This is a genomic window from Buttiauxella sp. AC038, assembly GCF_979253565.1.
The window spans coordinates 587,863-605,558 of record NZ_CEEDCQ010000001.1; the positions used below are offsets into that span (position 1 = coordinate 587,863).

Here is a 17,696-nt window from a genome sequence, read left to right on the forward strand (position 1 = left end):
GATGTTCACTTTCCTGAAAGCCCCACCGGCGGCGACGCCAGTCAGCGATAAAGCTGAAATTGACGCACGCTATAGCTACTGGCGTCGGCATATTCTAATCACCATCTGGTTGGGCTATGCGCTGTTTTACTTTACCCGTAAAAGCTTTAATGCCGCCGCGCCAGAAATCCTCGCCAGCGGCGTGATGACACGTACCGACATCGGCCTGTTGGCTACGCTGTTTTACATAACTTATGGGTTGTCGAAATTTTTCTCCGGCATCGTCAGTGACCGCTCAAACGCCCGTTATTTTATGGGGTTGGGGCTTATCGCCACCGGTGTGGTTAACATTCTTTTTGGTTTCTCCACCTCCCTTTGGGCATTCGCGTTGCTGTGGGTGCTGAATGCCTTTTTCCAGGGTTGGGGTTCGCCGGTATGCGCCCGTTTGCTCACGGCATGGTACTCCCGTACCGAGCGCGGTGGCTGGTGGGCGGTATGGAACACCGCGCATAACGTCGGTGGGGCGCTAATCCCGATGGTGGTCGGCGCGGCGGCACTGCATTACGGCTGGCGTGCCGGGATGATGATCGCCGGTTCACTGGCTATTCTGGCCGGGTTATTTCTCTGCTGGCGTCTGCGCGATCGCCCACAAACCGTGGGCTTGCCGCCGATAGGAGACTGGCGGCACGATGAACTGGAAATCGCCCAGCAGCAGGAAGGCGCAGGTCTGACGCGCCGGGAAATCCTCTACAAGTACGTGCTGGGGAATCCCTATATCTGGCTGCTGTCACTGTGTTATGTCCTGGTTTACGTGGTGCGGGCGGCGATCAACGACTGGGGTAATCTCTATATGTCGGAGACTCTGGGCGTGGATCTGGTCACTGCGAACTCGGCGGTAACGATGTTTGAGCTCGGCGGGTTTATCGGCGCACTGGTGGCAGGCTGGGGATCGGACAAACTCTTCAATGGCAACCGTGGGCCGATGAACCTGATATTTGCCGCCGGGATTTTGCTCTCGGTAGGCTCGCTATGGCTGATGCCATTTGCCAGCTATGTGATGCAGGCGGCCTGCTTCTTCACCACAGGTTTCTTTGTGTTTGGCCCGCAGATGCTTATCGGCATGGCGGCGGCAGAGTGCTCGCATAAAGAAGCTGCGGGGGCTGCGACTGGCTTTGTTGGCCTGTTTGCTTACCTCGGCGCATCTTTGTCTGGCTGGCCGCTGGCTCGCGTGATCGATATCTGGCACTGGAACGGTTACTTCGCGGTGATTGCCATTGCGGCAGGTATTTCTGCGCTGCTGTTGCTGCCGTTCCTGAATGCCCAGTCGCCACGCGTCCGTAGCGAAGCGTGATACATCTCACCTTTTTACCTCGAATGGCGCAAAACTAAGAAATTTTCCAGGTTGTTCCTGGAAGCCATCTCAGGCCAAAGCCGCCACTGATTTTTACAATGCCTGCTATCACGCAGGTTTTTAAATCAGGAGTAACCCATGCTGGCCATATTAAATCAGGTGCGCAAGCCGACCCTGGATCTGCCGCTCGATGTGCGGCGCAAGATGTGGTTCAAACCCTTCATGCAGTCTTACCTGGTGGTCTTTATCGGCTACCTGACCATGTATCTGATCCGTAAGAACTTCAACATCGCGCAGAACGACATGATCTCTACCTACGGGTTGAGCATGACGCAGCTGGGGATGATAGGCCTGGGCTTCTCCATCACCTACGGCGTGGGTAAAACCCTGGTTTCCTACTACGCAGACGGCAAAAATACCAAACAATTCCTGCCGTTTATGCTGATCCTCTCGGCTATCTGTATGCTGGGCTTTAGCGCCAGTATGGGCACCGGTTCGGTCAGCCTGTTTTTGATGATTGCTTTCTACGCCCTGAGCGGTTTCTTCCAGAGCGCGGGTGGCTCATGCAGCTACTCCACCATCACCAAATGGACGCCGCGCCGCAAGCGCGGAACCTATCTGGGGCTGTGGAATATCTCCCATAACCTGGGCGGTGCGGGGGCCGCAGGCGTGGCGCTGATTGGCGCGAACGTTCTGTTCGACGGCCACGTTATTGGCATGTTTATCTTCCCATCCATCATTGCGCTGATTGTTGGCTTCATTGGCCTGCGTTATGGCAGCGACTCTCCTGAATCTTACGGTCTGGGCAAAGCTGAAGAATTGTTTAGCGAAGAAATCAGTGAAGAAGATAAAGAGACCGAAGACGAGTCGATGACCAAATGGCAAATCTTCGTGGAGTACGTGCTGAAGAACAAAGTTATTTGGCTGCTGTGCTTCTCCAATATCTTCCTCTACGTCGTGCGCATCGGTATTGACCAGTGGTCCACGGTTTACGCATTTCAGGAGCTGAAGCTCTCCAAAGAAGTGGCGATTCAGGGCTTTACTCTGTTTGAGGTAGGGGCATTGGTCGGCACGCTGCTGTGGGGCTGGTTGTCGGATCTGGCGAACGGTCGCCGTGCGCTGGTGGCCTGCGTTGCGCTGGCATTAATCATCGCGACTCTCGGCGTTTATCAGCACGCCAGCAACCAGTATGTCTACCTGGCATCACTGTTCGCGCTGGGCTTCCTGGTGTTTGGTCCACAATTGTTGATTGGTGTGGCGGCGGTGGGCTTCGTTCCGAAAAAAGCTATCGGTGCGGCTGACGGCATCAAAGGTACTTTCGCCTATCTGATTGGCGACAGCTTCGCTAAGTTAGGGCTTGGGATGATTGCCGACGGTACGCCAATCTTTGGTCTGACTGGCTGGGCAGGGACTTTCGCAGCGCTTGATGCCGCGGCAATTTGTTGTATCGTACTGATGGCGATGGTTGCGGTGATGGAAGAGCGCAAAATCCGCCGCGATAAGCGTATTCAACGGTTAGCGACCCAATAAAAAGTTGCAGGGTTTACTGGATTGAATAGATTCAGTAAACCCGTTTAAAACGGTTACAGAGACTTAATCATCCGCACTTCGCAATCCACATGGCCGGTGCAGCCAAGCGGCTCAGAAATATGTTCAAAGCCCAGACGCTCATACAGCGCGATGGCTTCAGTCAGAAACGCCGTGGTTTCCAGATAGCAGCGCTTAAAGTCTTTTTCGCGGGCAAAATCCATTGCCTGCAACGCCAGGCGTTTTGCCAACCCTTTGCCACGCACTACTGGCAGGAAATACATCTTCTGCAATTCACAAATGTCCGGTTCGCTGCACGTTAACGGCGCGACACCACCACCACCGACGACTTCACCATCCACTTCCACAACCCAATAGGCATGACCCGGTTGGCTGTAGACCTGATAAAGCTCATCGAGATTCGGATCTGCCACGGTATAGCCTTTATCGGCGGTTAAGCCGTATTCAGCAGAGACTTCGCGGATAACGCGCGCGATGGCCGCATTGTCCTGGGGGGTTATCCGGCGCAGTGCGATTTCAACCGGAGCAGCAAGATTCATAGCGTGGACTCATTAATGATGGGCTAAAGACAGCTCATTTTAATACCACTGTGAAACTTAACAAGCAAGTTTCTAAAATGTTCATTGATTCCCGCTTCGACATATTTAAAGATGTTAATGTGCGCTTAAACGCTAATCGACAAATTCGGCTGTATTAATAATTAAAAATAATAAGGAATAATTCCTTAAGGATAACTATGTCTGAGCAACAGGGGTGTACGGAAGTAAATTATTCAAGAAATCTAATGTTTCATGGTTTGGGGAAAGAGTATTTTCGTCTTTGTATCGTTAATTTTTTGTTAATAATAGTAACACTTGGCGTTTTTGCTCCCTGGGCTTTTGTACGTTCTAAAAAGTATTTATATAGTCATACTGAATTATCAGGATCTCGGTTTTCCTATAATGTTACAGGGAGCTCAATATTCATAAGCTGGGTGTTTGCAGGTGTTTTTTTACTTTCGCTTTATATGTCAATTTATCATCATGCATCTGCTCCCACTTGGTGCTTAGTCGCTGTGGTTATTTTATTTTTACCATGGCTTATGATGAGAAGTATTCGTTATCAAATGCAATCAACTATGCTTAATAATGTACGTTTTAATTTTAAATGTAGTGGTTTGAAAGCATGGTGGGTGGTGTTAGGCTGTCCAGCGTTATTATTTGCAGTGCTTTATTTTATTTGCCTAATCACTATGAGTGTCGTGTTCATTGTAATATCTATTAATCTTAAGAATATGATGATTATCATTGCGATATGCGTGATGTTTGGTTTTTTTGGGGTGGACTTGTACAAGGCATTACAAGTGCATTGTGGCTACGTTTGCTTTTTAACAGACTGAGCTTTGGTAAGCAAAAATTTAGTGCAGAAATTAGTATCAGAAAATGTACCAGGATTATATTTGGCGGTATTTTAGTACTGCTTCCATTCATGGTAGCAATAGTTGGATTAAACTTATCGTGGCTGATAAAAGCATTATCAATAACTATGTCGGGGTATGTAGAGTCTCCATATACACTATCTGAACTTGAATCAATTAGCTCGATGATTAAGATTTCTTATTATCTTTACTTTTTCGGTGCAGTACTGTGTTGGAGTTATATCTATGTCACACTGAGAGGTTATTATTTTAACTCTGTAGTTTTTAGTGAAAAGATTGCTTTCCGTTCCACGCTTACGGTGATAGGTTTTATTATCCAACTAGTAATAAATAGTTTACTGACAGTCTGTACTTTAGGGTTCGGCTATCCGTGGGCGCGAGTTCGCTATTGTCGCTACCTTGCGAGTAATACTTGGGTAGATGGTGATTTAGACGCATTAGATCTGCAAGACCATGACGACAAAATCGCCGCAGATATTGTGAGCCGAATTTCGTGTGGGATCGTACCAGATATCAGTTTGTAGTGACCCGTCCTAGCATAGGTTGACACTTTTATGCTTCTAAAACGCCTGATGCACTTCATCAGGCGTTTTGTATTTTAACGACAGATGCGGGCGTTGATGGTTATAGATCTTCACCGACTCATCCACCATCCTTCTCGCCTGTTCCAGATCTGCCGGCCGACTCAACAAATACTCATTTTTCAGTATCCCGTTTATCCTTTCTGCCAGCGCATTCTGGTAACAGTCGTATCCGTCCGTCATTGAGCACAGTAGTCCATGCTTTTCATGCACTGACTGATACATTCCCGAGCAGTACTGAAATCCTCGGTCTGAATGATGGATCAACGGCGTCATTGTTCGTCGTGTCTTCAACGCGTTCGTGAGCGCTTTCACGACATGCTCCGTATGCAGGCTTTCATGAACATGATGGCCCACGATCTTCCGTGAAAATGCATCCGTTACCAGACTGATATACACCGTATTCGTCTGCGTCGGGAGGTAAGTGATATCCGCGACCCATACCTGTTCAGGCTTCGATATCACGACCTTTCCAGGCCCCTCTTTCAGCAGGTTTGGATGTCTATGGAAACGGTGATGACTATTTGTTGTTTTATGGTAGGCCCTCCTGGGGCGGACCAGAAGATGAGCCAGTCTCAGGATAGTGAACAGCCTGTCTCGTCCGATATGCAGCATCGGTTCGGGGGTATTTTGCAGGATATAATGGAGTTTGCGTGTCCCCAGCCGCGGCTGCTTGAGCCTGAGTGTGGTGACCTCTCGGGTAATGCGTTGCACGCGCTCTGCTCTGCGTTTTTCACGCTCACATCCCTGATACCACGCCTGGCGGCTTATTTTCATAAATCGGCAGATTTTAACAACCGTCAGTCCGGGTGTTTGTGTTTGCGCGATAAGGCAGCTAACTGCTTTTTTGTCAGGGCGGCTCCAAATTCAGTATTCATGATTTTGACGACGGCTTCAAAAAACTGCGCTTTGCCTTCAGCTTCAGCCAGTTGCTGCTCAAGTTCTTTAATGCGTTGCTCAGGAGTGAGGGGAAGAGACGGGACCATATTATCTCCTGTCACATAGCTTCTGATGGAAGATTGCCAGTCGAGGTGACCATATTGACGTAACCATTTCAGAACGGTAGAGGCACCCTGGATACCATAGCGTCTCTGGGCCTGGCGATAGGTCATTTCACCTTTTTCGACCTGTTCAATAACTGATAATTTAAAGGATAGCGGGTAATCGCGTTGCGTGCGTTTAACGTATTGTTTCATCACATCCTCCTTAAAGCCTCTGGAAAATGTGTCAACGTTATTCAGGACGGGTCATAGTCATAAAAAAGGCCGGGAAATCTCCCGGCCTTCTCATATCAATGCACTCAATTACAGCGCAGCTATAGTTTCTTTCTGCTCAGCCAATTTCACTTTAGCTTCGCCACATGCCGCCAGACGTTCGCGTTCTTTCGCAACTACGGCTTCTGGCGCGCGCGCCACAAAACCTTCGTTAGACAGCTTGTTTTCGATGGATGTAATTTCAACATCCAGCTTCGCCATCTCTTTGTCCAGACGCGCAAGTTCAGCCGCTTTGTCGACCAGGCCTGCCATTGGAATCAGCAGCTCTGCACCTTCGATGATTTTGGTCACGGAAACCGGGCCTTTATCATCAGCAGGCAGCAGGGTGATGCTTTCCAGACGCGCCAGGTTTTGCAGGAAGGTACGGTTCGCATTGACACGACGCTCCGCTTCCGCGCTCACGTTACGCAGCAGGATTGGCAGTGGTTTGCCCGGAGAGATGTTCATCTCAGCACGAACGTTACGTACTGCGGTGATTGCCAGCTTCAGCCACTCGGTATCTGCAAACGCAGCTTCGTCGTCCTGTGCGCTGTTATACGCCGGGAACGGTTGCAGCATGATGGTATCTGCGGTGATGCCTTTGAAGGTCTTCACGCGCTGCCAGATGGTTTCAGTGATGAATGGAATGATTGGATGCGCAAGACGCAGCAAACCTTCCAGCACGTTAATCAGCGTATTACGCGTACCGCGCAGTTCCGCTTCAGTGCCACTGTTCATCACCGGTTTGGTCAGCTCCAGATACCAGTCACAGAACTGGTTCCAGGTGAATTCATACAGAATGTTGGCAGCGATATCAAAGCGATAGCTGTCCAGCGCTTCACGGTATGCTTTCACTGTGCGGTTGAATTCCGCCAGAATCCAGCGATCCGCCAGAGACAGAACCATTTCGCCGCCGTTAAAGCCGCAATCCTGGTCTTCGGTGTTCATCATCACGAAACGGCTGGCGTTCCACAGCTTGTTACAGAAGTTACGATAACCTTCCAGGCGTTTCATGTCCCAGTTGATATCGCGACCAGTAGACGCCAGAGCTGCCAGCGTAAAGCGCAGTGCATCGGTGCCGTGTGGTTCAATGCCGTTCGGGAATTGCTTCTCGGTGCGTTTACGGATTTTCTCAGCCAGTTGTGGCTGCATCATGTTACCGGTGCGCTTCTCGAGCAGGTCTTCCAGGGAAATACCGTCAACCATATCCAGTGGATCGATAACGTTACCCTTGGACTTGGACATTTTCTGCCCTTCGTCATCACGGATAAGACCGGTCATATAGACGGTTTTAAACGGAACCTGTGGCTTGCCGTCTTCATCTTTGATGAAGTGCATGGTCAGCATGATCATGCGTGCAATCCAGAAGAAGATGATGTCGAAGCCGCTAACCATCACGCTAGTTGGGTGGAAGGTGCGCAGCGCTTCGGTGTTCTCAGGCCAGCCGAGGGTGGAGAATGTCCACAGGCCAGAAGAGAACCAGGTGTCGAGAACGTCTTCGTCTTGATTCAGTGCAACGTCGCCGCCAAGGTTGTTTTCAGCGCGAACTTCCGCTTCGTTACGGCCAACATACACATTGCCTTCGGCATCGTACCAGGCTGGGATACGGTGACCCCACCACAGCTGACGAGAAATACACCAGTCCTGAATATCGCGCATCCAGGAGAAGTACATGTTTTCGTACTGCTTCGGCACGAACTGAATGTCGCCTTGCTCAACCGCTTCAACCGCGACTTTCGCCAGCGGAGCGGTGCGCACGTACCATTGGTCGGTCAGCATTGGCTCAATAACCACGCCGCCACGGTCGCCGTATGGAACGGTCAGATCGTGTGGTTTGATCTCTTCGAGCAGGCCCATTTCATCGAACGCAGCAACTACCGCTTTACGCGCCGCGAAACGCTCAAGTTTCTGGAACTGAGCGGGGATTTCATTGCTATACACATCGGCTTCTTCGCCGTTGGTATCAAACACTTCTGCGCTCTCACGGATATCACCGTCAAAGGTCAGAATGTTGATCATTGGCAGCGCATGACGGCGGCCAACTTCGTAGTCGTTAAAGTCGTGAGCAGGCGTGATTTTCACGCAGCCGGTGCCTTTTTCCATATCAGCGTGTTCATCGCCAACGATTGGAATGCGGCGGTTAACCAGCGGCAGCACGAGGAATTTGCCGATCAGATCTTTGTAACGTGGATCTTCCGGGTTCACTGCTACGCCAGTATCGCCGAGCACGGTTTCTGGACGCGTGGTAGCAACAACCAGGTAATCTTTGCCATCAGCGGTTTTCGCGCCGTCAGCCAGCGGATAACGCAGATGCCACATAGAACCTTTGGACTCGCGGTTTTCAACTTCCAGATCGGAAATCGCAGTGCGCAGTTTCGGGTCCCAGTTAACCAGGCGTTTGCCACGATAAATCAGATCTTCTTTATACAGGCGCACGAACACTTCTTTCACCGCGTTGGACAGGCCTTCATCCATGGTGAAGCGCTCGCGCTCCCAGTCTACGGAGTTGCCGAGACGACGCATCTGACGGGTGATGGTGCCACCAGACTCTGCCTTCCACTGCCAGATTTTCTCGATAAAGGCGTCGCGGCCGTAGTCGTGACGTGTTTTCCCTTCTTCGGCGGCAATTTTGCGCTCAACGACCATCTGGGTCGCGATACCGGCGTGGTCAGTCCCCGCCTGCCACAGAGTATTTTTACCCTGCATGCGCTGGTAACGAATCATGGTGTCCATGATCGTTTGCTGGAAGGCGTGACCCATATGCAAGCTGCCGGTAACGTTCGGCGGCGGGATCATGATGCAGAAGCTTTCCTGGCTGGTGTCGCCATTTGGCTTAAAGTAGCCCTGCTGTTCCCAGTGCTCGTAAAGCGGCTGTTCGATATCTTGCGGGTTATATGTCTTTTCCATTGTCTGCTATGTCGTTCCCGGCGGGGTATGAGTCGCCGTAGTCAAGTGGAAACCAGCAACGCGATACGCCTTATAGCGATCACGGGCCAGTTGTTTTTGAGTGTCTTCGTAAGGTACGAAGTCTATCACTTCATGGAAAGCGGTGGCAAAATCTGCGAACTGTGGCAACAGGCTAATCAGCACATCGCGGGGTGAACTACCACGCCGTTGTGGCCAGGCCAATTCTACCGGAGCGCCATAACGTGGCCCCTCACCGGCAAGATTATGCGGTACAAACGCGTGCGCGTCGCGCTGCCAAAGTGCTTCATCCAGACGGATAGCTTGTTGTTCATCAACACAAGCAATCAGCAGGCGTTTTCCTGCACGAAAGCTTTCTGCCGCCAGTTCACACACCAACGCTTCAACGGCACTCAACTCATCGGATGGCGTGTCGTTGTCGAGCAGGTAGAACGTCGCGTTTTTCATTAAGCCAGCTTTTTCTTGTGAATGGTGTTTCACTCTAACCCTCTCTTGGGTGAGGGCTAGAGTGAGGGCGTTAAATTACTCTTCGCCGTTAAACCCAGAACGGTTCAACAGGAATTGTGATAACAGCGCAACAGGGCGTCCGGTTGCGCCTTTGGCTTTACCTGAACGCCATGCAGTACCTGCGATATCCAGGTGCGCCCAGTTGTACTTACGGGTAAAGCGCGACAGGAAGCAGGCTGCGGTAATTGCGCCACCTGGGCGGCCACCAATGTTTGCCATATCAGCAAAGTTGGAGTCGAGTTGATCCTGATACTCATCAGCAATCGGCAGACGCCACGCGCGGTCACCGGCTTGTTCAGATGCGCCGATAAGCTCGTGTGCCAGTGGGTTGTGGTTAGACATCAAACCGGTGATGTGATGGCCCAGGGCAATCACACACGCGCCGGTCAGCGTCGCCACATCAATTACCACATCAGGCTCGAAGCGTTCAACATAGGTCAGCACATCACACAGCACCAGACGGCCTTCGGCATCGGTGTTCAACACTTCAACCGTTTGGCCTGACATGGTGGTCAGCACATCGCCCGGGCGATAAGCACGGCCACCAGGCATGTTTTCACAGCCCGCCAGTACGCCAATCACGTTAATCGGCAGGTTCAGCTCTGCAACCATACGCATTACGCCGTATACGGATGCAGCACCGCACATATCGTACTTCATCTCATCCATGCCTTCGGCAGGTTTGATAGAAATACCGCCGGAGTCAAACGTCAGGCCTTTACCGACCAGCACGATTGGGCGCACATCAGGATCGGTGCTGCCTTTGTATTCAATAACCGACATCAGCGATTCGTTCTGGGAACCATCACCCACCGCGAGGTAGGAGTGCATGCCCAGTTCTTTCATCTGCTGTTCGCCAATCACGCGAGTGACGACATTTTTGCTATATGAGTCAGCCAGCTGACGCGCCTGGGAAGCCAGGTAAGCCGCGTTACAGATGTTTGGTGGCATGTTGCCAAGATCTTTTGCCGCTTTAATACCGGCTGCAATAGCCAGACCGTGCTGAATGGCGCGCTCACCGCTGGTCAGTTCACGGCGGGTTGGCACGTTAAACACCATTTTACGCAGCGGGCGGCGTGGCTCGCTTTTGTTGGTTTTTAACTGGTCGAAGCTATACAAAGACTCTTTTGCCGTTTCTACTGCCTGGCGTACTTTCCAGTATGTGTTGCGGCCTTTGACGTGCAGTTCGGTCAGGAAGCAGACAGCTTCCATTGAACCGGTATCGTTCAGAGTATTAATCGTTTTCTGGATAACTTGCTTATACTGACGTTCATCCAGTTCACGCTCTTTGCCACACCCAATCAACAGAATGCGCTCTGAGAGGACGTTTGGAACGTGGTGGAGCAACAAAGTTTGACCGGGTTTCCCCTCGAGCTCACCACGGCGCAAAAGTGCGCTGATGTAGCCATCGCTGATTTTATCGAGTTGTTCGGCGACCGGGGACAGGCGACGCGGTTCAAAGACTCCCACAACGATGCAGGCACTACGCTGTTTCTCGGGACTACCGCTTTTTACACTGAACTCCATGCACTACGCTCCTGAATCTTAAAGACAACGGCGGTGGCTACAGCTAGAATTGCAAGCTTTCGTAACTCATCTCCGCGGTTGCGATGACTTCGTGTTAATCTTACGAGTATGTTTTTTACGGTTTCGGCAACGTCATTTAAATCACCCTGCGCCAGTATTATGCCGGGCTTTTTAATCTTAGCGATGTTTTCGACGACTCAAGAGAATAAATGACGTATAAGCGATGAAACAAGCGATTTTCCTGCAAAAAGACTCGTTTTCACAGGCGTATTTAATGTGATTATCATAAGATATCTGGTTCGGGAGACGCTCAAAAGCCAACTTGCGATCCTCTTCATCCTGCTACTGATCTTCTTTTGTCAGAAGCTGGTCAGGATTCTCGGGGCGGCGGTTGACGGCGATATTCCGACAAACCTCGTACTTTCTTTGTTAGGACTTGGTGTGCCTGAAATGGCGCAGCTCATCCTTCCACTTAGCCTTTTCCTTGCGCTGCTCATGACGCTAGGCCGACTGTATACCGAAAGTGAAATCACGGTAATGCATGCCTGCGGTTTGAGTAAAGCGGTGCTGATCAAAGCTGCAATGATCCTCGCACTCTTTACCGGTGCAATTGCAACAGTCAACGTAATGTGGCTTGGGCCGTGGTCTTCTCGTCATCAGGACGAAGTATTGGCTGAGGCCAAAGCTAACCCTGGTATGGCTGCACTTGCTCAAGGGCAATTCCAGCAAGCGACCGACGGCAACTCAGTTTTGTTCATTGAAAGCGTTGACGGCTCAAGTTTTAAAGACGTTTTCCTGGCTCAGTTGCGCCCGAAAGGTAATGCACGTCCATCGGTAGTGGTTGCGGATTCCGGCCATTTATCCCAACGCCCAGACGGTTCGCAGGTTGTGACGCTCAATACCGGTACGCGTTTCGAAGGTACGGCATTACTGCGCGATTTTCGTATTACTGACTTCCAGGATTATCAGGCGGTTGTAGGGCACCAGACGGTGGCGCTTGACCCTGAAGATTCCAGTCAGATGTACATGAAAGCCCTGTGGACTAACGATTCGCCAAATGCTCGCGCTGAACTGCATTGGCGTCTGACACTCATCATGGCCGTTGTCATTATGGCGTTGATGGTGGTGCCATTAAGCGTGGTTAACCCACGGCAGGGGCGCGTGCTTTCAATGCTTCCGGCTATGTTGTTGTATCTGATTTTCTTCCTGCTTCAGACCTCGTTGAAATCGAATGCGGCGAAGGGGAAAATCGATCCGATGATCTGGATATGGTTGGTTAATCTGGTCTATTTTGCCATCGCGATTGTCCTCAATGTGTGGGATACGGTGCCGATGCGCCGGCTACGTGCAAGCTTTAGCAAAACACGAGGAGCGGCATAAATGTTTGGTGTTCTCGACCGTTATATCGGTAAAACCATCTTTACCACCATCATGATGACACTCTTCATGCTGGTGTCGCTGTCGGGCATTATTAAGTTTGTCGACCAGTTGAAAAAGGCCGGGCAGGGTAGCTATTCAGCAATGGGCGCAGGTGTATATACCGTCCTTAGCATTCCAAAAGATATCCAGATCTTCTTCCCGATGGCAGCACTGCTTGGTGCTCTACTTGGGTTGGGGATGCTGGCGCAACGTAGTGAACTGGTGGTGATGCAAGCTTCTGGTTTTACGCGTATGCAAATCGCGCTGTCAGTGATGAAAACGGCTATTCCGTTGGTGTTACTGACCATGGCGATTGGTGAATGGGTTGCTCCGCAAGGCGAGCAAATGGCGCGTAACTACCGTGCACAGCAGATGTATGGCGGTTCTTTGCTGACAACTCAGCAAGGCTTGTGGGCTAAAGATGGCCACAGTTTTGTCTATATCGAGCGCGTGAAAGGCGATAACGATTTGGCGGGCGTGAGTATTTATAGTTTTAACAAAGAGCGTCGCCTGCAATCTGTTCGTTATGCGGCATCGGCCCAGTACGATGTGGAACATAAGGTATGGCGTTTGTCACAGGTTGATGAGTCAAATCTGACAAATGAGAAGCAAATTACCGGTGCCCAAACCGTTAGCGGTGAGTGGAAAACCAACCTGACCCCAGACAAACTGGGTGTGGTGGCGCTGGACCCGGACGCACTTTCTATCAGCGGCCTGCACAATTATGTGAAGTATCTGAAATCCAGTGGCCAGGATGCCGGGCGTTACCAGCTCAACATGTGGAGCAAAATCTTTGCGCCGCTCTCCGTTGCGGTAATGATGCTGATGGCTCTGTCATTCATCTTTGGCCCGCTGCGTAGCGTGCCAATGGGTGTGCGGGTTGTCACTGGTATCAGCTTTGGTTTCGTCTTCTACGTGCTTGACCAAATCTTTGGCCCGCTAAGCCTCGTGTATAGCATCCCACCGATTTTGGGTGCGTTGTTACCCAGTGCGACGTTCTTCCTTATCAGTCTTTGGATGATGATGAAGCGCTCGGGCTAATACCCGTCATACTTCGAGTTGCAGGGGTGTTGGCTGCGCTCGCAAATCCCAGTCACTTACTTATGTAAGCTCCTGGGAGTTTGCTCTCTTGCCGCCTACCTGCACCTCGAATTATTTTGGGTATTGACCTGATTGACTAAAATGGCCTTTCTCGTAAAAGCGAAGGACTAAAGTGTAGAAATTACCGTTTACGCCCACCCATAATACTGCCTAAAACTCCGCGAATAATTTGGTTAGTTACCTGGCGTGCCGCACTCTTCGCCATGGTTTGCACTACGCCATCTTTCTTGCCGCCACGCGGCCCTGTGGTGCCAAACAGAATATCTTTCAGCCCGCCGAGAATACCGCTATCAACCGCTACAGCTTCACCTTTAGCAGGTGGTGCATTTTGTTGCTCACCAGCCGTCTGAACGCCCTTTTGCAAACGCTCATACGCCGATTCTCTGTCGACAGTTTCATCGTATTTGCCGTACAGCGGTGAGTGGTTAAGTAACCCGTTGCGTTCATCGTCAGTGACTGGTCCCATACGTGAACACGGGGCGATAACCATGGCTCGCTCAACCACTGTTGGGCTGCCTTTTTCATCCAGCAATGAGATAAGTGCCTCGCCGGTTCCTAACTCCTGAATCGCTTTTTCGGTATCGAATTTTGGATTTGCGCGCATGGTTTGTGCGGCGGTTTTTACGGCTTTTTGGTCTTTAGGCGTAAAAGCACGCAGTGCATGTTGAATGCGGTTACCGAGCTGGCCGAGCACGGTGTCTGGAATATCAGATGGGTTTTGGGAAACAAAATAGACCCCAACGCCTTTGGAACGAATCAGGCGAATTACCTGCTCGATTTTGTCCAACAATACCTGTGGGGCATCGTTAAACAACAGATGCGCTTCGTCGAAGAAGAACACCAGTTTGGGTTTTTCCAGGTCGCCCGCTTCAGGTAATTGCTCATAGATTTCCGAAAGCATCCACAACAGGCTGGCGGCGTAAAGTTTGGGCATCTGATAGAGCTTTTCGGCTGATAGAATATTGATAATTCCTTTACCATTAGCATCAGTGCGCATCCAGTCTTTGATATCCAGCATCGGTTCGCCAAAGAAATATTCAGCTCCCTGTTGCTCAAGCTGCAACAGCCCACGCTGAATGGCACCCACAGATGCACTGCTGATATTGCCATATTGGTTCTGGAACGATTTTGCGTTATCGCCGATGTACTGTGTTGCTGCCCGTAGGTCTTTAAAATCGAGCAGTAATAAACCCTGATCGTCAGCAATGCGGAAGATGATTTGCAGTACGCCGGACTGGACTTCATTGAGGTTGAGCAGACGTGAAAGTAGCAATGGGCCAAGATCGGACACCGTTGCTCGCACCGGGTGGCCTTTTTCGCCAAAAATATCCCACAAGACAACTGGATTGCTATGAGGTGACCAGTCAGTCACGCCAATTTTGGCAAGCCTTGCGAGCAGCTTTTCGGATTCAGCACCCTCTTGCGCAATACCCGTGAGGTCGCCTTTTACATCAGCCATAAATACTGGCACACCGATTTCTGAAAATGACTCGGCCAGTTTTTGCAGCGTCACGGTTTTACCAGTGCCCGTAGCCCCGGTTATTAACCCGTGACGGTTTGCCATACTGGGCAACAGATGCAGTTCTTGTTCGGTGGTTCTGGCAATCAGGAGCGGCGCAGTCATGGTGATTTTCCTGTGGCAACATTTCCATAAGCATAGCAAGTGGATAGGGAACGTCATCACGCAAAAATCCTGGTTTGCGGCATCTCTCGCAGCAAAGGCTATGCTTTGCATATGTATTACTTATTGTTGGGAAACTATGTCCAGATTCTTCTTTAATGACCGCCAGCAAATGGTCAACGATGCCATCGAAGGCGTCATCATCAGCTCTCGTTTTCATAACCTGGCCCGGTTAGATACCGATCCCGCTATTCGCGTGGTGGTACGTAAAGACTGGAACAAAAGCAAAGTAGCGATTATTTCTGGCGGTGGTTCGGGCCATGAACCAGCGCATGCAGGCTTTGTTGGTAAGGGGATGCTCACCGCTGCGGTATGTGGCGACCTGTTCGCATCACCGAGCGTGGATGCGGTATTAAACGCCATTGTGGCCGTTACCGGCGACCGTGGTTGCCTGCTTATCGTCAAAAACTATACCGGTGACCGCCTGAATTTCGGGCTGGCAGCCGAGAAAGCTAAAAAGCACGGCCTGAGAGTGGAGATGGTTATTGTTGGTGATGATATTTCTCTGCCCGATAACAAGCAGCCGCGTGGAATTGCCGGGACGGTACTGGTACACAAAATTGCGGGCTTTGCCGCAGAGCAGGGGAAATCACTGAGTGATGTTCGAGACATCGCGCAAAGTGCCTGCGACAGCATTGCCAGCATCGGTGTCGCCATGCAAACCTGCAATCTGCCCGATCAAAACGAGGAAGAAGGGCGCATCAAAGGCGGCCATGTTGAGTTAGGGCTGGGTATCCACGGTGAACCTGGTGCAAGCACTGTTGCCAGCCAGAACAGTCAGCAAACGGTGGCGACGCTGGTAAAACATTTGCGTAAAAAGACCGGTACAGACACAAGGCTTGCGGTGCTAGTCAACAACCTGGGCGGAGTGTCATCGCTGGAGATGGCTATTCTGACCAAAGAGCTTGCGCATTCAGAATTAAAAGAACAAATCGACTATTTGATTGGCCCGGCGCCGTTGGTTACCGCGCTTGATATGAAAGGTTTTTCGCTCTCAACCATTGTGCTTAATGACCAATTTATTAAAGCGTTACAGGCAGATGTAGAAACGGCGGGCTGGCAAACCATGGTGAAGCTTCACACAATGCCGATGCAAAAACACAGCATTATCCGTAAGGGGATGCAGGTAAAATCATCGGAAAATGCCACGGTGAAAGCACTGGTCGCCAGTATCACAAAGACGCTTATCGAGCAGGAAAAAGTGTTGAATGCCCTGGATGCTAAAGTTGGGGATGGCGACACCGGCTCGACATTTGCACAGGGTGCGCGGGATATCGCGCAGCTTAACGATGACGGAAAGCTGCCATTAAATGATTCGGCCGTTTTGCTGGAGTTGATTGGTGAACGGCTTGCCACTGTGATGGGCGGCTCAAGCGGTGTATTGATGTCCATTTTCTTCACGGCTGCCGGGCAAAAGGTGGCTAAAAAGCAGCCGATTGCCGATGCGCTGTTGTTTGGTCTTGAACAGATGAAACGCTACGGCGGTGCCGATCTTGGCGATCGGACGTTGATAGACGCATTACAACCAGCGCTTGAAGCCTTGAAAGATAGCGATTTGAACGCTGCAGTGAAGGCTGCACAAGATGGTGCAGAGGCAACGGTGCAGATGCAAAAGGCGAATGCCGGGCGCTCGTCATATGTGAACAGCGATAACCTGAAAGGGGTGAAAGATCCTGGGGCTGTGGCGATTGCTGCGGTCTTTGCCGGGTTGAAGTAATGGCATCGTGATTGTGTCGGATGTCGCTGGCGCTAATCCGACCTACAATTGCATGATTTGGCAGGAAGATGTTGCTCAAGCCTGCCCGTTCAATGCCATCTGCGTTAACCAAAGCCGCGTATCAAACTCCAGTTGGTGATATTGCGGCTCCATATGGCAGCACAGTGAATAGAATGCTTTGTTGTGGTCTTTCTCTTTCAGGTGAGCCAGCTCGTGAACCACAATCATGCGCAAAAAGGCTTCTGGCCCATTCTTAAATACCGTCGCGACACGAATCTCCGCTTTGGCTTTTAGCTTGTTTCCCTGAACGCGTGACACTGCCGTGTGTAAGCCCAGTGCATTATTTAGCACGTGAATCTTGCTGTCATAAGCCACTTTATTCACCGGTGGCGCATTGCGCAGATACTGGTTTTTCAGATCTTGCGTCCACGCATACAACGCTTTATCGGTGGTGATGTTATGCGTATCCGGATACCGTTTTTGCAGCACCTCGCCCAGACGTTGTTCCGCAATTAATGTTCTGACCTGTGCGAGCAAATGCTCGGGATAGCCTTGAAGGTAGGTTAAATTGCTCATTAGATCTCGCTCGCTCGACGTCTTTCAAAAGGCAGTTGCGCAGTTTGAGGAAAAAAAGGGTATACTCACGCCCCCATTCGGGGATTACGCCGAAATTTTACCATCCAGGAGGGC

At 50.8% G+C, this 17,696-nt stretch carries 14 protein-coding genes; 7 read left to right on the top strand and 7 right to left on the bottom strand.

From position 1 onward, the window contains the following. Nucleotide 1 precedes the first annotated feature (1 nt). Both uhpC and uhpT read left to right on the top strand, forming a co-directional pair. On the top strand, nt 2–1,330 hold the full coding sequence (uhpC, locus tag AC0IXI_RS02885; RefSeq protein WP_064513986.1) for an MFS transporter: 1,329 nt from the start codon (nt 2–4) through the stop codon (nt 1,328–1,330). Nucleotides 1,331–1,468: 138 nt separating this feature from the next. Next, the gene (uhpT, locus tag AC0IXI_RS02890; RefSeq protein ID WP_471681901.1) at nt 1,469–2,860 is read left to right on the top strand and encodes a hexose-6-phosphate:phosphate antiporter; all 1,392 of its coding nucleotides are present in this window, start codon (nt 1,469–1,471) and stop codon (nt 2,858–2,860) included. A 53-nt stretch (nt 2,861–2,913) separates the two neighbouring features. Here the strand turns inward: uhpT and AC0IXI_RS02895 are convergent, their stop codons facing one another. Beyond that, the gene (locus tag AC0IXI_RS02895; protein ID WP_064513981.1) at nt 2,914–3,417 is read right to left on the bottom strand and encodes a GNAT family N-acetyltransferase; all 504 of its coding nucleotides are present in this window, start codon (nt 3,415–3,417) and stop codon (nt 2,914–2,916) included. 197 nt (nt 3,418–3,614) lie between these two features. Here AC0IXI_RS02895 and AC0IXI_RS02900 point away from each other — a divergent pair, with 197 nt between their 5' ends. Then, nucleotides 3,615–4,256 (top strand): DUF898 family protein, encoded by a 642-nt coding sequence (locus AC0IXI_RS02900; protein ID WP_471681902.1) that lies wholly within the window; start codon nt 3,615–3,617, stop codon nt 4,254–4,256. Then, nucleotides 4,172–4,819 (top strand): DUF898 family protein, encoded by a 648-nt coding sequence (locus tag AC0IXI_RS02905; protein WP_471681903.1) that lies wholly within the window; start codon nt 4,172–4,174, stop codon nt 4,817–4,819. Before AC0IXI_RS02900 ends, AC0IXI_RS02905 begins: the two co-directional genes overlap by 85 nt. 36 nt (nt 4,820–4,855) lie before the next feature. On the opposite strand, the gene AC0IXI_RS02910 is transcribed toward AC0IXI_RS02905, so the two are convergent. From AC0IXI_RS02910 to pepA, 4 genes are all read right to left on the bottom strand, one after another. Further along, nucleotides 4,856–6,072, bottom strand: a protein-coding gene (locus AC0IXI_RS02910; RefSeq protein ID WP_471681904.1) for an IS3 family transposase whose coding sequence is annotated in 2 segments (ribosomal slippage) — nt 4,856–5,725 and nt 5,728–6,072 — 1,215 coding nt in all. Because the reading frame shifts where the segments join, the coding sequence is not laid out codon by codon here. A 108-nt stretch (nt 6,073–6,180) separates the two neighbouring features. Then, entirely contained in the window at nt 6,181–9,036 is a 2,856-nt protein-coding gene (locus AC0IXI_RS02915; RefSeq protein WP_471681905.1) for a valine--tRNA ligase, read from the bottom strand. 6 nt (nt 9,037–9,042) lie between these two features. Further along, nucleotides 9,043–9,501: a DNA polymerase III subunit chi gene (locus AC0IXI_RS02920; protein ID WP_471683192.1), complete on the bottom strand. Its 459-nt coding sequence runs from the start codon at nt 9,499–9,501 to the stop codon at nt 9,043–9,045. 75 nt (nt 9,502–9,576) lie between these two features. Beyond that, on the bottom strand, nt 9,577–11,088 hold the full coding sequence (gene pepA, locus AC0IXI_RS02925) for a leucyl aminopeptidase (protein ID WP_064513975.1): 1,512 nt from the start codon (nt 11,086–11,088) through the stop codon (nt 9,577–9,579). Nucleotides 11,089–11,364: 276 nt separating this feature from the next. Here pepA and lptF point away from each other — a divergent pair, with 276 nt between their 5' ends. Continuing rightward, nucleotides 11,365–12,468: an LPS export ABC transporter permease LptF gene (lptF, locus tag AC0IXI_RS02930; protein ID WP_064513973.1), complete on the top strand. Its 1,104-nt coding sequence runs from the start codon at nt 11,365–11,367 to the stop codon at nt 12,466–12,468. Next, nucleotides 12,469–13,548: an LPS export ABC transporter permease LptG gene (gene lptG / locus AC0IXI_RS02935; RefSeq protein WP_064513971.1), complete on the top strand. Its 1,080-nt coding sequence runs from the start codon at nt 12,469–12,471 to the stop codon at nt 13,546–13,548. It begins immediately after the preceding gene. 181 nt (nt 13,549–13,729) lie between these two features. Here lptG and AC0IXI_RS02940 read toward each other — a convergent pair whose 3' ends face one another. Then, on the bottom strand, nt 13,730–15,232 hold the full coding sequence (locus tag AC0IXI_RS02940) for a helicase HerA-like C-terminal domain-containing protein (protein ID WP_134184756.1): 1,503 nt from the start codon (nt 15,230–15,232) through the stop codon (nt 13,730–13,732). A 136-nt stretch (nt 15,233–15,368) separates the two neighbouring features. Between AC0IXI_RS02940 and AC0IXI_RS02945 the strand changes: the two genes are divergently transcribed. Beyond that, complete coding sequence (locus AC0IXI_RS02945; protein WP_471683193.1) at nt 15,369–17,006, top strand: glycerone kinase; 1,638 nt, start codon at nt 15,369–15,371, stop codon at nt 17,004–17,006. Between the two features lie 75 nt (nt 17,007–17,081). Here the strand turns inward: AC0IXI_RS02945 and AC0IXI_RS02950 are convergent, their stop codons facing one another. Further along, nucleotides 17,082–17,582: a M48 metallopeptidase family protein gene (locus AC0IXI_RS02950; RefSeq protein ID WP_410371069.1), complete on the bottom strand. Its 501-nt coding sequence runs from the start codon at nt 17,580–17,582 to the stop codon at nt 17,082–17,084. Between the last annotated feature and the right edge of the window lie 114 nt (nt 17,583–17,696).

What these genes read in the sequence shown, in the direction of transcription:
- AC0IXI_RS02895 (WP_064513981.1), bottom strand. Translation starts at nt 3,417, where the DNA reads ATGAATCTTGCTGCTCCGGTTGAAATCGCACTGCGCCGGATAACCCCC.
- AC0IXI_RS02945 (WP_471683193.1), top strand. Translation starts at nt 15,369, where the DNA reads ATGTCCAGATTCTTCTTTAATGACCGCCAGCAAATGGTCAACGATGCC.
- AC0IXI_RS02940 (WP_134184756.1), bottom strand. Translation starts at nt 15,232, where the DNA reads ATGACTGCGCCGCTCCTGATTGCCAGAACCACCGAACAAGAACTGCAT.
- pepA (WP_064513975.1), bottom strand. Translation starts at nt 11,088, where the DNA reads ATGGAGTTCAGTGTAAAAAGCGGTAGTCCCGAGAAACAGCGTAGTGCC.
- uhpC (WP_064513986.1), top strand. Translation starts at nt 2, where the DNA reads ATGTTCACTTTCCTGAAAGCCCCACCGGCGGCGACGCCAGTCAGCGAT.
- lptG (WP_064513971.1), top strand. Translation starts at nt 12,469, where the DNA reads ATGTTTGGTGTTCTCGACCGTTATATCGGTAAAACCATCTTTACCACC.
- AC0IXI_RS02920 (WP_471683192.1), bottom strand. Translation starts at nt 9,501, where the DNA reads ATGAAAAACGCGACGTTCTACCTGCTCGACAACGACACGCCATCCGAT.
- uhpT (WP_471681901.1), top strand. Translation starts at nt 1,469, where the DNA reads ATGCTGGCCATATTAAATCAGGTGCGCAAGCCGACCCTGGATCTGCCG.
- AC0IXI_RS02900 (WP_471681902.1), top strand. Translation starts at nt 3,615, where the DNA reads ATGTCTGAGCAACAGGGGTGTACGGAAGTAAATTATTCAAGAAATCTA.
- AC0IXI_RS02950 (WP_410371069.1), bottom strand. Translation starts at nt 17,582, where the DNA reads ATGAGCAATTTAACCTACCTTCAAGGCTATCCCGAGCATTTGCTCGCA.
- AC0IXI_RS02915 (WP_471681905.1), bottom strand. Translation starts at nt 9,036, where the DNA reads ATGGAAAAGACATATAACCCGCAAGATATCGAACAGCCGCTTTACGAG.
- AC0IXI_RS02905 (WP_471681903.1), top strand. Translation starts at nt 4,172, where the DNA reads ATGCGTGATGTTTGGTTTTTTTGGGGTGGACTTGTACAAGGCATTACA.